The sequence below is a fragment of the Adonisia turfae CCMR0081 genome, assembly GCF_011009555.1.
GTDB classification, from domain to species: domain Bacteria; phylum Cyanobacteriota; class Cyanobacteriia; order Phormidesmidales; family Phormidesmidaceae; genus Leptothoe; species Leptothoe turfae.
Genome location: NZ_QXHD01000003.1, coordinates 430,059 through 444,616, shown reverse-complemented (window position 1 = coordinate 444,616; position 14,558 = coordinate 430,059). Strand labels below are relative to the sequence as shown.

General features: G+C 48.5%; 9 protein-coding genes and 1 other RNA gene. 5 read left to right on the top strand and 5 right to left on the bottom strand.

The annotated features are described in order from the left end of the window. Positions 1-31: 31 nt before the first annotated feature. Positions 32-175 (top strand): chlorophyll a/b-binding protein, encoded by a 144-nt coding sequence (locus DXZ20_RS02590; protein WP_163670643.1) that lies wholly within the window; start codon positions 32-34, stop codon positions 173-175. A 200-nt stretch (positions 176-375) separates the two neighbouring features. Here the strand turns inward: DXZ20_RS02590 and DXZ20_RS02585 are convergent, their stop codons facing one another. Then, entirely contained in the window at positions 376-687 is a 312-nt protein-coding gene (locus DXZ20_RS02585; RefSeq protein ID WP_163670645.1) for a hypothetical protein, read from the bottom strand. A gap of 54 nt (positions 688-741) precedes the next feature. On the opposite strand from DXZ20_RS02585, the gene DXZ20_RS02580 reads away from it, so the two are divergent. Next, the gene (locus DXZ20_RS02580; protein WP_250565191.1) at positions 742-1,596 is read left to right on the top strand and encodes an ABC transporter ATP-binding protein; all 855 of its coding nucleotides are present in this window, start codon (positions 742-744) and stop codon (positions 1,594-1,596) included. A 111-nt stretch (positions 1,597-1,707) separates the two neighbouring features. On the opposite strand, the gene DXZ20_RS02575 is transcribed toward DXZ20_RS02580, so the two are convergent. Continuing rightward, on the bottom strand, positions 1,708-2,127 hold the full coding sequence (locus DXZ20_RS02575) for a hypothetical protein (protein ID WP_163670647.1): 420 nt from the start codon (positions 2,125-2,127) through the stop codon (positions 1,708-1,710). Between the two features lie 379 nt (positions 2,128-2,506). Between DXZ20_RS02575 and ssrA the strand changes: the two genes are divergently transcribed. Further along, positions 2,507-2,899: a transfer-messenger RNA gene (gene ssrA / locus DXZ20_RS02570) on the top strand. 967 nt (positions 2,900-3,866) lie between these two features. On the opposite strand, the gene DXZ20_RS02565 is transcribed toward ssrA, so the two are convergent. The 3 genes from DXZ20_RS02565 to DXZ20_RS02555 all read right to left on the bottom strand — a co-directional run bounded on the left by DXZ20_RS02565 (position 3,867) and on the right by DXZ20_RS02555 (position 10,580). Then, positions 3,867-6,398, bottom strand: a complete 2,532-nt coding sequence (locus DXZ20_RS02565) for a CHAT domain-containing protein (protein ID WP_163696245.1) — start codon at positions 6,396-6,398, stop codon at positions 3,867-3,869. Positions 6,399-6,678: 280 nt separating this feature from the next. Continuing rightward, a complete protein-coding gene (gene ggt, locus DXZ20_RS02560; RefSeq protein WP_250565569.1) occupies positions 6,679-8,484 on the bottom strand; it encodes a gamma-glutamyltransferase in 1,806 nt (601 codons plus the stop codon). 29 nt (positions 8,485-8,513) lie between these two features. Continuing rightward, entirely contained in the window at positions 8,514-10,580 is a 2,067-nt protein-coding gene (locus tag DXZ20_RS02555; protein ID WP_250565463.1) for an NAD(P)H-quinone oxidoreductase subunit 5, read from the bottom strand. Positions 10,581-10,885: 305 nt separating this feature from the next. Here DXZ20_RS02555 and DXZ20_RS02550 point away from each other — a divergent pair, with 305 nt between their 5' ends. Further along, the gene (locus DXZ20_RS02550) at positions 10,886-12,898 is read left to right on the top strand and encodes a mechanosensitive ion channel domain-containing protein (protein ID WP_163696241.1); all 2,013 of its coding nucleotides are present in this window, start codon (positions 10,886-10,888) and stop codon (positions 12,896-12,898) included. Between the two features lie 364 nt (positions 12,899-13,262). After that, positions 13,263-14,414: a hypothetical protein gene (locus DXZ20_RS02545; RefSeq protein WP_163696239.1), complete on the top strand. Its 1,152-nt coding sequence runs from the start codon at positions 13,263-13,265 to the stop codon at positions 14,412-14,414. Positions 14,415-14,558: the final 144 nt, after the last annotated feature.

The window sequence follows — 14,558 nt, the reverse complement described above, 5'->3', positions numbered from 1 at the left end:
CCTTAACGTTTCGCTTGAAGGACTTGGAATCATGACTGAAGAGAACGCAAAGTTTGGTTTTACTCAGATCGCTGAAAACTGGAATGGTCGCTTGGCTATGCTAGGTTTTGTCATTGGTCTAGCTACTGAGCTAATGACTGGTCAGGGCATCCTATCCCAGTTGGGCTTGATGTAAACCTGAGATTAAACAGGTCATTAAAAGATGATATCTCCAGTATCAGTCTTTTTTTGTACAGTCAGAGAACTATAGGGCAAGCTTTGGCTTGTCCTTTTTTTGTCGGAAGTCTGAGTTCTGAATTTTGAGTTCTGAGTTCTGAAGTATCTATGCTTTTGCCGAAAGACCGAAGATAAAGGTCACCAACTCAAACTTCAAACTTATTCTTCCTCCTCCAATTCTGCCCAAGTCGCCACGGCCTTCAGCTCAGGGGGAATTTGATCATCGGGATGAAACTCCAAGATCGTCTCCCGATATCCTAGGTAGCCTGACTCCGTAAATGACATCAGCATACGGGCCAGGGCAATCCACACTGTTTCATCGAACTCCCAGTCGTGACTAAAGCCAGCGCGATCAGCAATGGACTTGAGGGCCCAAAAATAGCTATTGCGGACGACGGATCCTTTCTTTTTGTAGGGGGGCACATCGTCCTGATAGATAAATAAAACTTGATTGCTGATCTTTGCTCTCATGGGGGTCAATGTTCTACAACTGTATCCATACCTTAATTTCTTCTAAAACATCCCATGGTGGCGGCTGTTTGCCTGCGTAACGTTCACAAAGTCTATAACAACACCTGTGTGGTCAATGATCTATCACTGACGATTCAACCGGGTGAAATCTTTGGTCTGCTTGGACCTAATGGTGCAGGTAAGTCCACCACAATTCGCATGGTGACCACCCTGACTCGGGCCACCCAGGGAGACATTGTTGTCTCTGGCTATGATGTGCAACGGCAGAAAGCCGAGGTGCGTCGTCAAATTGGCGTGGTACTACAGCAAACTAGCGTTGATGGGGATCTGTCTGTCTGGGAAAATATGGAATTCCACGGCAGAATGCACCATTTACCCAACCCACGACGGCAGCGCGATATTGATCAATGGCTGGCCTATGTGGAACTATCTGAACGCCGTGATGATAAGGTAAAAACCCTATCAGGCGGCATGAAACGACGCTTACAAATTGCCCGCGCCCTATTACATAAGCCCAAAATTCTCTTCCTAGATGAGCCTACAGTGGGCCTAGATCCACAAACTCGTCGCCGTCTATGGGAAATTATCCTCGACCTGAACAAGCAGCAGGGGGTGACGATGCTACTAACCACACATTATATGGAAGAGGTTGAGTATCTGTGCGATCGCATCGGCATTATGGACCAGGGGCAGCTGATCGAAATGGGCACGTTGGCGGAGCTACGCTCTAACCACGGCGAAGGCATCGTTATCAAACAAACTGACGACCGTTGGAACTATACCTTTTTCCCCACCCTCCAAGACGCCAATCGCTATTTGGACCAACAGCCTGATAAGACGGGCATGATGACCCGCCCCTCCAACTTAGAAGATATCTTCGTTGAGCTGACCGGCCACAATCTGGACTAGTTCAATCCCATTAAACACAAAGAGGGATGACCCCATAAGTCATCCCTCAACCAAATAATCAATAATGTAGGGGGCGTTCCATGGAACGCTCCCTACACCGTATAAATTCTATTAATCCAAATAGCCCATCAATACGGAGGTATCTTCGTCAATATCATTAGACGCAATGGGACGATGACCAGGCAGAGTATCTAGGTCAGAAACCACCAAAGTACTCACCGCCACAGGACGATGACCAGGTAGATGATCCGTGCTAGCAACCTCAAAGTTATCCTCCATTACTGGACGAACACCTGCTGAAGAAAGATTATGCACTACCTTCACATCACTAACGGTGATGGGGCGATTGTTAGGCAATGTGTTTGTCTCAACAACGCGAGTATTATCTTCTAGCACAATAATGTCAGGCTTTTCAGCCTTAACTATGCCGCCGCTCTTGGCAGCAGCAGATGTAGTCTTCTTTTGGGTCCTACTCGAAGAACTAGATTTTTGAGTCGTTGTACCAGTGGTTTCCGGTGCGTCGCTGCTCATAACCCTATAACCCCTTCTACTAGTTAAAGTATTCCTGTGGAACTCATTTGGCTAACGATCTAGGCATTCTCAAAACTGAACGCCAGACCTTGATACCACCAATGAATACCCTGCAAGTCACTGAGCAAAAACCCATGAGGCATCAGGGCATTGTAAAGCTCTAGTGGTGCAAATATCTAAATACTAAATAATTATAAGTTAAAAAACAGCCGCTTTAGTTTATTAAAGCTAATCAATCCCATAAATCTCTATTCGTCAACTGCCGCTAAAGCTTTGGAATGTTTGTTAACTAACGGTCGCCAAAGTAGAAATTCCGAGCTAAAATTAGAGGTGCTCTTAAGCTACCAAACGTTAATTTTTTAACTGAGGTTGTCATCAGGGGGCTGTAACGGTTTCGACGTTTTGACGAAAGTCGCGTTGTGATACAGGCCGAGAGTGAGTCCACTCTCGAAAATCAAGACTCAACTAAATACAGATGCAAACAACATCGTACCTTTTGCTCGTAAGCAAGTAGCTGTAGCTGCCGCTTAAACACCTCTTTCAGGTTCGAGCGCTTATCATTTGACTCCGTTAAGGATGGTAAGCTTAACCCCAACGGATGCGTTAGGTTGATTTCTCTAGTGAGTAACCTAACAAAGACCTTTACTAGAGCATCCCACCGTTCGGGATAATGAACGGTTCCCGCCTAGAGGGTTAGATAGGCTAAGCCTGTGAATGAGTGGCGTGTTATTACTCAGGGCGGACACGGGTTCGACTCCCGTCAGCTCCATTAATTTTTTCGACGGTGTGTTGTCCCTGGCGGTGATTTTAATCTGTCAAATTTAGGCTATCGGCAAGTTTTACAGATTGATTTATCCCTAAATCAGCAACGGCAGTTTTTCGTATCTTTAAATGCTCCTAGGATTGAGTGTTTAGATTCTGCTAAGGGATTGCTCTGAGGGATCTTTCTAGGGGCTATATCTATCTACCTATCATGTATATGTATTAACGCGATTATGATGATCGCCTAGGGTGCTACCTATTAGATTTCACTATTTTTTTTCTTTAAGCTGAGTGAAGTATTTTTCCAAGTTTGGAACAAGCCTAGTTGCTAAAAACTGAGGTGTTTATACTGAAGGAGAAAGGCTTCCAGTCGAAGATTATAGATAGTAAAGATAGTAAGAAACCTCGAAGTTATCAGTTTAGATATAGGTTTACAAACAGTATTTTGAGTGGTCAAGTCATTGTCTAATCAATAGACTTAGGTCATATAGGTGGTGTGTTATTTCAAATACTGTTGTTTATCTGTATCTGATCCTTATCTGGTCTTCAGCTACTGTTCTCGTTTGTTTTGCTGAGTCGCTCAATAATGAAATTCCCCCTTTGGCCTTACCTCCAACAACCGGTTTTTAGCTCTGATCACAAAACATTCTTTAGTCCATTCAAGTTTTGGCAACAACATAAGATCCAACATTTAGAGCGGTGTTGGGAAAAAGAATATCGTCAGCATGGAAAACTTAACTAATCCAGCCTTCAAAAATCCTTTACTTGCAAGGGAAAAAACAACCAAACAACATTGTTTAATTTTTGACATCACTTACTGACTTAATGTCAAAATTTTCTAACAAAATAATTTGTTCTATGCAGCCTAAAGGCATTTGTGAAAGTATCAGCAGACGCCTTTAGGTTGCCAAGTTATTTGCCCAATACTGTCTACTTATTAATTCAAATCTAAAGACCAGTTTGAACGGTCGAAATGTTTAATTTGCCTGACTGATGTAGCTGGCAATTTTTTGTCGGGCTTCTTGCCAATCTTGTAACGCTTTTTGAGACCATAGCCAGTGGAATGATAGATGGTTGGTGACATCTTCGTCACTAGCCGACTCAATCACATCTTGCCAATGGCTAGCAGCAGTGGCTAACAATGGCAAGCTATCATCATCTGTTAATCCCTGCTTGGACTGTTGATAGTAAGCCATGGCCAAACCAATTTGTGCATGCAGCTTAGTAGGCGCATTTTGAAGATCGACATCTTGAGGAATCTGCCCCAGGGTGACAATGGGAATGTCATAGTCTTGCCCTGAACCTAGGGCATTTTTCCAGGTTGCGATCGCATCTTCCCAAAAACCACTTTCATAGTAAGCAAACCCCAAGGCAACCTGAGCATCTAGCCAGTCAGGCTGTGCGTCCAAAGCATCTTTCCATGACCTTGCTGCTTCTGCAGGCCCGATGGAATTATCAATAGAGGGGTTTTGATTCATTAACGCCCACTGTAGTTGTCCTTTGGAAAACAACAAGGCAGGATCTTCAATCTGGCCTAAAGCCAGCAGTTGATTGAGAGCCTTATCTTGGTCACCCACCGCTGCCATCTCATTAATGGCCATGACCGCACTTTCAGGGTTACCACTGGCGATGCCACTAATTGCCAGCAACTCAGATGAAGGGGGTGTCGTGGTGGGTTGAGAGGATGGCGGCTCAAACCACTTAAAGGGATCGTTAATACCCACACCAGCAACGGCAATAGTAGCGGCTAAAGCACCAATACCAATGGCAAGCTGACGTTTGCGCCGTCCTGAAGCTTGATCTTTAACACTACGCTCAACCAACTGAGGCACATTGTCTTCGGGAAGTTTCGCCCCATAAGTTGTACCATCGTCGCCATGGTCATAGATGCTAGCCCCATCATCTGACTCAGCGAGGGGGGGCGAGTCTGGCTTTTGGGGTAGTTGATCATGGAGATCTAACCCTGGCGTTTCTAGGGTTTCGGGCAGCAGTGATTCATCGACCTCCGCTAGTGGCACTTCATCAGACGTTGACGCTTGAGACAGCTGCTCTACCAGTTCCGTCATTGTCGAAACGTCTTCTTCGTTGTAATCAAGGATTTCCTCAAGTTCTACCGTTTCAACGACGCTGTCTAAATCTATATTCTCTAGAGCATCAGGATCTGTCGCTGAGCGTTTTGGCACAACAATAGCAGCATCAACCGCCTTAGGGGGGTGTTCTTCCAATGCCGCTAAAGCAGTCTCAGACTCACTCAACAACTTATCAAGGGCACTGTTGTGGTTACCAGGTTTACTGGCAAGATAGCCATCAAACCCAGGCTGCATATATAAAATTGGCAGTGCCCAATAGCTATAGTTGGAGTCGTGGGCCGAGATCAGCCCCTGGCGAGTACGGTTAAGACATAAATCGATGGGATTGCCTTGCTTTAAGTTGCGATAGAGCAAGCGGGTAAACGTAATGGCCACATCGTCAGGAATGCGCTCGGCCATAGCAATCACCCCAGGAATGCCACGATTGACCAGGGCATTGGCCAGGTTTTGCTCATGCCAACCCAACTCAGAACCTTGGCCCTGGGAATAGGCTCCCCGACAGGAGTTGAGAACGGCTAGTTTCACACCATTGTTGGAAAGCAGCCCTGCTAGGTCTTCACCGCTGATGCGTTCGGTGAGTCCTGTCTGGCGGCTGACAAGATAAAGATCGCCACCAGCATTGCCTAAATTACTATGGCCGGCATAGTGCAACACCTGGTATCGACCATGTTCTAACGCCTGGGTCAGTTCACTGCGGTCAGGCTGTTCTAAGACTGTCAGCTGCACGTCCAGTTGCTGTTTTGGCAGCAAGTTATAGTCATCTCCAGAACGCATTGATAAGGGATGCAGCTCATTTTTTAGGTGATTAGCTTCACGGGCCAGTTCTAAACGATCCTGATCGTTGGGTGCAGCAATCACCATCAGGACGCGCAGAGGCTGATCAAAATCAGGCACCGTTGCCACCGGACGGTCATATCCCTGGCGTCGGCCTAGATGGTAACGAGAAAATGTGACATCGGTACCAGTCCCCAGGGGCCGATCGCCTGCATGTAAGACTTCCCAAGGGAGCTTTTGCAGCTTTTCCCCCTTTAAACCAAGGCGCAGCCGCAGGGGAGAACGGCGATGTTGGGCAATCCCTTGGGCTGTCAACCAGCTATCGCGTAAGGCTTTATCAAAGACGCTGTTATAAAGAGCCTGACCTAGACTAACGAGGGTTGGTGGCTGACTGCCAGACGAATCATCGTCACCGTCTGAAGAAGAATGTACATTTGAACGAAATGCCCAGCGCTGGCTCGACTCGCCCTTGAGGATCCCTAGCAACGGATCATGCATCAGGTTAGATGCCTCTGCTAGCCAGCTATCAATGGGCCAGTGAAACTGTTCTTGCGCCAAGGGGACACCTGGCGCAACTTGCTCTGTGCGCACCAGGTAGCGGTTATCACCGACGGCTGTAATTGATATGTCAAACTCTTGGAGCACTGTTAGCAGATCGCGTCCCTGTTACGTTTAATTTTTGCTTTCTATCTGATACCCCTGACGCCCCTAGGCCGTTTTAGTATCCCCAATAAACCACCATAACGTGTCGAAATGGATACGATGCCCCGACAAGATGCAGTTATCTAACTGTCTACATGGCTTTGGTGCCCACATCGGATAGACAACTATCAGCCGATACACTTGTCATCGCCAATGATTGAGGACTGCTATGTATCCGGCATCTTATGTATTCGGCATTCCATAGGGTAACCCATTCCAAAGTTTAATTCACAACCATGGCGGAACCACCTCCGCGTCGCCTGGGTTCCGCAACAGCCTGCATCGCAGTGCCATCAGGCGATACCTCTACACCAGTAGCCGCCCCAATTTCCTCCACCGTCCGAAACTGATGGCCTAACTGTTCAAGTAAGTTCACATTAGCAGTTGCACCTTGATCAACGTTGGTGGTACTGCCATTGCGTTGGGAGAAGCGTGGAGCGCCAATGGCTTCAGGCAAGGATAAATCAAAATCAATTAAATTAGTAGCGATGCCAACGACAGTGGTAATGATAGTGGAACCACCGGGACTCCCAAAGGCCAAAATTCGACCATCCGGAGCAAAGGCAATGGTGGGGGACATACTGCTGCGAGGTCGTTTACCCGGTTCTGGCGCATTGGGGTGGGGCACAGTCGTGTCAAAATCTGTGAGTTCATTGTTGAGGATAAACCCATAGCCAGGGACGACAATCCCAGACCCACCGGTAGATTCAATGGTTAGGGTATAAGAAACAACATTGCCAAACCGATCGGCAGTCACTAAGTGGGTTGTCGATAGCCCTTCTTGGCCATTGGTAACTGCTACCTTAGGTGCTTGGGTGAGACTGGGGCTAGGGTCGGTTTGATAGGGTAGCGGATTACCAGGTGTGGTACAGGGTTCAGCAGCCCTGTCCGGAAGCTGGCGACTGGCAATGTAATTGGCATTGAGCAACCCGGCTACGGGAACATCTACGTACTCAGGATCGCCAAGGTAGGCGTTGCGATCGCAAAATGCCAGCCTTTCCGCCTCGATCACCCGATGCAGTGCCTGACTGCGATCTAAGCTGCCCAGATCGCTAGACTCCAGCAGTTTAAGCGTTTGAGCTACCGTGATCCCACCGCTACTAGGTAACCCCATGCCATAAAACTGATAGCCGCGATAGTCACTAACCACGGGCGGTCTTACCCGCACCTCGTAGCGGTCTAGATCGCCTAGATCCATCGCCCCAGGGTACACAGTAAATGGAGGCTCATTGACGGTCGGTGGTGACTGTACGGTCTCCACAATCGCCTGGGCAATGTCACCTCGGTAAAAGCTATTAACGCCCTGGTTTACCAGCAAGCGATAGGCCTTGGCCATGTCCGAGTTCTGAAACCGTGAACCAACGGCTGGCGGTTCGCCGTTTGGCAAATATAACTGCTGCGTAGAGGTAAATGCCTCAAATCGTTCCTGGTTACGGACTACTTGCTGAACAAATGTTTCATCCACGGTAAAGCCAGACTCCGCTAGCTCAATCGCTGGAGCCAACGCATCTGCCAGGGATAGGGTGCCATAGCGAGACAGCGCCGTTTGCCAATTGAGTGGCGTCCCTGGCACACCGACGGCCAGACCGCTACTTATGCGATTTGGGAAAAACGGTAAATTTTCCCCTGTGGGACTTTCTGGATCGCGGAACAAATCAGCGGTTACTGCCGCTGGAGCTTCCTCACGACCATCCAGGGTAATCACCCGGTCCTGGTCATGGAGGTAAATCACCATAAAGCCACCGCCACCGATACCAGCGGAAAAGGGCTCAGTTACCCCCAGGGCAGCAGCGGTTGCCACAGCCGCATCCACCGCATTCCCCCCCTGGCGTAGCACCTCAATGCCAATGCGACTGGCAGCTTCATCGACTGAGGCCACCGCACCGCCAGCACCATTGGCCACAGGAACTTTACCCTCAGACTGGGCAAAACTGGTACAGGCAAAAACCAATACCAGGCAAATGGCACAACACCACAACCACAAATAATTCGTAGGGGCGTTGTATACAACGCCCCTACGAATGTTCATGGGATTAAATAGAGGTTCCCGCATTCAACCTAGGTCAAACCTGACAATAGAACTAATCCCAACACAGCTCCAAACACAATCAGAGCGTAGAATTGGGCACGACCGGTTTCCAGGTATTTCAGCCCCTCACCTGTAATCAGCGTGACGAAGCCAGTTAGGTTAACGATACCGTCCACTAGTTTGACGTCCATGGTAAGGGCAAATTTAGCAATTTTGCGACTGCCCTGGACAAAGACCACTTCGTAGATGTCATCGACATACCACTTGTTGAGGGAAAAGTTGTAGAGGGGTTTGATCTTGGTTGCGATCGCACCCGCATCTATCGTCTTCGTCACATACATCAACACCGCTAAGGTAATACCCACAACCGAGATCGCCACAGAACTACCTGCCATCACAGCAAACTCATGCAGGTCTACTTCTTCCGCCAGCTCAGCAACAGTAACCACTTCACCAGGGGCAGAAATAAACGCCTCAAAGTAATTGCCAAAGGGCGTACCCACCAGACCCACCAGAATCGAAGGCACTGCTAAGAGAATCAAAGGCAGAGTCATCGTAATCGGTGACTCATGGGGCTCAGACGCATGGTGGTGATCGTCATGGTGGTCCTCTGCAGCCATGGGCATTTCCTGAGTACTCATGGCACCAGGGCCGAGGGAAGCGCCCATACTTTGGAGATTCTCAATGCGCAGTTGCTCTTTGATGTCACCGTTAGTCCCGCGAAATTCCCCTTCAAACGTGGAGAAGTACATACGGAACATATAGAACGCAGTGATACCGGCGGTTAACCAACCAATGGCCCATAGGAAAGGACTGACCTGGAAAGTGGAACCCAGAATTTCATCCTTAGACCAGAAACCAGCAAAGGGAGGAATACCGGAAATCGCCAGGGTACCAATTAGGAAGGTAGTGGCTGTAGCTGGCATATATTTACGCAGACCACCCATCAGACGCATGTCTTGGGCATAGGTGGGGTTGTGGCCAACCACACCTTCCATACCGTGGATCACAGAGCCAGACCCCAGGAAGAGCATGGCCTTAAAGTAAGCGTGGGTCATCAGGTGGAATAGACCAGCGCTGTAAGCACCCACACCCATGGCCATGACCATGTAGCCCAGCTGGGACATGGTGGAATAGGCCAAACCTTTCTTAATATCGTTTTGCGTAATGGCGATTGTGGCCCCCATCATGGCGGTGAAAGCCCCCACGTAGGCAATGGTTGTCATTGCTACAGGGATTTCCTCAAACACCGGATACATGCGGCCAATCAAGAACACCCCAGCTGCCACCATGGTGGCAGCATGAATTAGGGCAGAAATGGGTGTGGGGCCTTCCATCGCATCCGGCAACCACACATGTAAGGGGAACTGAGCCGACTTGGCCATGGGTCCCATAAAGACCAGAATCGCAAATAAAGCAGCGATTACACCCGGTAAACTGCCAACTTCCACCATATGGGTCAAACGCTCACCCATAATGTCAAAGTCAAAGCTACCCGTGGCCCAGAAAATGCCGAGCATACCCAGCAACAGCCCAAAGTCACCTACGCGGTTGGTGACAAAGGCTTTCTGACAAGCGTCAGCAGCTGGTTTGCGGTTATACCAAAAACCGATGAGCAAGTAGGAACACATGCCCACCAGTTCCCAAAATACATAAACCTGTAGCAGGTTAGGACTCATCACCAGCCCTAACATGGAGAAGCTAAACAGGCTCAAGTATGCATAAAACCTGACATAGCCAGGATCGTGAGCCATGTAGCCGTCGGTGTATACCATCACCAGAAAGGCCACGGTGGTCACAATCACCAGCATCAGTGCAGCCAGATGGTCGATGGTGTACCCCATCTGCAGCTTAAAGCTGCCCGCCGAAGCCCACTCAAACATAAATGAGTAGGGCTCGTGACCATTCCATTGACTCCAGAGGATGCCGAATGACATCACCATCGCCACCCCAACCAGGCTGACGATAAAGATTGAACTAGGGGTACGCAGCTTGCTTGTAGCGTCGCTGTAGCTGATTAGACCCACACCGACAATAGCTGCACCGAGGAGTGGCAGTACTGGGATGAGCCATGCATATGAATAAAGAGATTCCAAGGGTTCCATAAGTTTTTTTGGTGCCTGCCCCACACGCTAGAGTTGGCAAAACCGCCTACATTCTTACACATGAGAGCTGGACTATTATCCAACTTCTGACGGACCTTTCTTACAGGACGTTGATTTTTCCTTGAGCAATCAATCACTCAAATTGGTACAACGCAAGTAAAACGAGGGCTTCTGTTTAAGCGGGTTTGAACAAGGTTGCGATCCTGAGAAAAAGGTTATTTTTTACGACATCGCTGAATGGTTTAGGTTTCTTGATGTTGGATGAGTAAGTTCACAACAAGGATTGATAAAGCCCAATGGGTCATTGGCGATGGGGAGGGAGGGTGAAGCGAACAGGGCAATGGGCAATGGGCAATGGGCAATGGGGTAGGTGGACACACCGTACCCTCTGGGTTAAATATTTTTTCCGCATTGCTATCGTCACCCTTGTGCTGCTGGCGAACATCCTAGCGTTGCCGATCATGGCGCAAACAGGGGCGCAACCAATGGCGCAAAAAGCTGATGTTGTTATTGATGGTCGGGTGTTGTTCCAGCTGCGCAGCATTGAAGATATCAGTGCCGAGGAACGAGCCGTTTTTGCGAACCAGGCCCTATGGCAGGTGATTGACAATGCTGATCAGCAGCCAACACCAGCACCGATTCGAGTGCGGACACGAGAACGCGATGGTCTAGTAACGCTCAGGGCTAACGGTCGTCATTTGCTCACGGTGACCAGTGGCGATCTGATGGCTGGAGTGCTACCCGAAGAGCGGGCTGAGCTGTGGGCTGAGATTTTGCAAGTAGCTTTGGATCGAGCCCAGAAAGAACGGCAGCCTGATTATCAGCGAAAAATGGCCTGGGTAAGTGTGGGAGTGGTTGCGATCGCACTCCTCTCTTGGGTGCTCCTCTACAACATCCGCCGCTGGCTCTGGCGACGGCAGACCCGCAAGGGCAGACTACCCATGTGGATTTTGCCATCATTGCTGGGTGCCCGATTTTTGGTATGGCTAGCCGCTGGCATCTATGTATGTGAGTTATTTCCTGTAGCCCGGTCTATCCGCTATCGCATCTTTCAATTTTTAGAACGGACATTTACCGACCCCTTATTTGACATTGACGGCCAAGGGTATTCCCTGGTCAGTTTATTCAATGTGGTCTTGCTCACCCTGGCGCTGTGGATTGGGGTGCGGGTTGTCACATCGGCAGTCAAGTCTAGATTTTTGCAGGCGGCGATACCGGATCGGGGTGTACAAGATGCGATCGCCACACTCATGCAGGCCATCCTCACAGGCATTGGCCTTTTTTTGATTCTGCAGGTATTAGGCATTGACCTCAGCGCCTTAGCCATTCTTGCCAGTGTGCTCGGTGTTGGCCTGGGTTTTGGTCTACAGAATATTGCCAATAATGTGGTCAGCGGCTGGATGATGCTCTTTGAGCGATCGATTCAGGTGGGAGACTTTATTAACCTGGGCGACCTGGCCGGAACCGTTGAAAGTATTGGCGTGCGCAGTACGGAAATTCGCACATTAGATCGCGTGTCGATCATTGTGCCGAATGCACAGCTACTGGAAAACAAGGTAATCAACTGGAGCCATGGGCATCCAGTATCGCAACTTCATTTGCCCATGGGAGTGGCTTACAACTCAGATATTCGACAGGTACATACGACAGTGATGGAGGTAGCAAGAGCGCATCCGAGCGTGTTGCAATATCCCCAGCCCCGTCTACGATTTTTAGGCTTTGGTGACAGCGCCCTCAATTTTGATGTACTGGTATGGATTCGGGACCCACGCCTACAATTCGATATCAAGAGTGACCTTTATTACATGCTCGAAGCCAATTTTCGTCGCCACAACATCGAGATCCCCTTCCCCCAACGAGATTTAAACATCCGTTCTCCCCAGTGGGATACAACTATCTGGGCACAACAGAGATCTCAAGCAGGAACTCCAGCCGCCTTAGGAAAGGAAGAAAAACAGCCCCAGGGATTAAAAACCTCCGATTTATTGGCGGATGTTAGAGATTTTTCCAGCCTGTTACAAAATCAGCAGCGTTTACAAGATGCATTATTGGAGCGTTTAGTAAAACAGATGCGCTCGGAGGATGGGTTAAATATTCAGAATCGTCGGTTCCGATTGACGGTGTATCCCAATTGTTTTATTGGCAGTGAAGCCGTAACGTGGCTAGCCAAAACACAAAACGCCACCCGAGAAGCCGCCGTCAGGATCGGCCAGGCCTTAGTAGAACACGGCATATTTCACCACGTCACCGATGAACATCCCTTCAAAGACGAATACCTATTTTATCGGTTTTACGAAGATGAACCATAAATCTGACAAAAACATACCCCTTAACAAGAGCCTGACTGATAGCTATCGCGTCTCAAGGTTGGCACAAGGCACAGCCCCTACAGGATTATCCATTTTGAATCGGGCTATATGAATAGGAGGGTTTTGGGGAGGAAAGCCCTGAGCAGCCCATTTCACCATGGACCAACCCACAGTATTGTTCACATATTGAAGGATATCGACTACGACAAAATAACCGCGCCGCTTTTACACAAAAAACAATCACCTTTGTAGAAAAGTCGCAGATATTGCCATTTCGCACTTCCACAGCAAAAACACTCCGCAAAATGGCTGAGGTAAACTGAATAACTTGCCAGATGCCCATCGCCCCTCGGACAAAATCACCATGTATACCGCATTTCTTGCCCTCCCCCCCTTAGACCCACAAACCGGCAAGACTGAACCAGCAAACACGCTTATACCTGAGACAAATCTGGCTGCCCCTCCAGAGATTTTTGAGTTATCCAGTACTGCCTCCCACGTAGTGAATAGTGCTACCCATAAGCTGAATAGCACGTTGAGTAATAACGTTACAGTCAGATATGTGGTGGTACCAGCGATGTTTGGTGGTCTAGGTAGCGTTGCATTGCGGCTGATCCAGGAGGGGGGGTCGTTCATGGCTACAGCCAATGCCCAGGCAATGGACACACAAGATGGCACAGAGATTTCAGCACAGGCCGAAACAGTTGCAAAAGAACAGGACAGTGAAGAGAATTCAGAACAAATTGAGCCAAGTTTAGAAGCGGAAGATGACAGCGTATCTAACACTCAGGAGCAACAAACGGCAACAGAAGAAAGCGTCGTCCATGACTTTGTTCCATCTATTCAGTTGGGGGCTGGTTTAGAGTTTTTAATCTTAGTAACTTCCAGCATTTTGTTAGGGGCAGTAGTGGGCTTTATCGGCACCATTCTTAGCTTGGATGGCCCACCGGAAAAGGCGAACAACAAGTCAAAGCTAGCAGCGACATCGCTAATGTTTGCCCTCTTTTTCCCTTCTGTGATTACAGTATTTCAAGAAAATGCCATGTCACAGGCCAAGCTGATCAGGGCAGATGAAGAGAAAACCGTACTTGAAGAGAAAGTAAGAGAAACCACTCAACAGGCAGAAAATCTAGAAGAGGTTGCCCATGATCGTATTATTAATGATATTGAAACATTGGATATTGCTCCTGAAGCAATAGAACCATCATTACCAGATGATCTAGCCCCACTTAGTCAAATACAAACAACTAACCCAACTGACAGTCAGACTTCTTTGATTGATAGTACGAGAGCGTTAGTTTTGAATGCCACTTCAGACGAAAAGGCACGGGAATTTATCGACAGTATCTTTAGGATTGGCAATGTTGCCGATGGCACTGTAAGGGACCACGCAGTTAGAGCTTTAAGAGAAATCAACGAGAATCCTACACTATCAGAAGCGGTGCAACAGGCAGCTGAAGAAAAGGCAGAGGAGTTACAAAACGCGGTAGTTGACGGCTTACAAGAATCACCCTAGAAACCATTGTCATCACCAGCTTAAAAAGTGGCATAGCAAAGGGTTGAATGGCCTTGCATATGCCCCTTAGGGGTACTCCTTTGAACGCACATTCCTCAGTGCCTTAATTCCAAAGTTTCGGTTATCTTGAGTCATGGACACCAA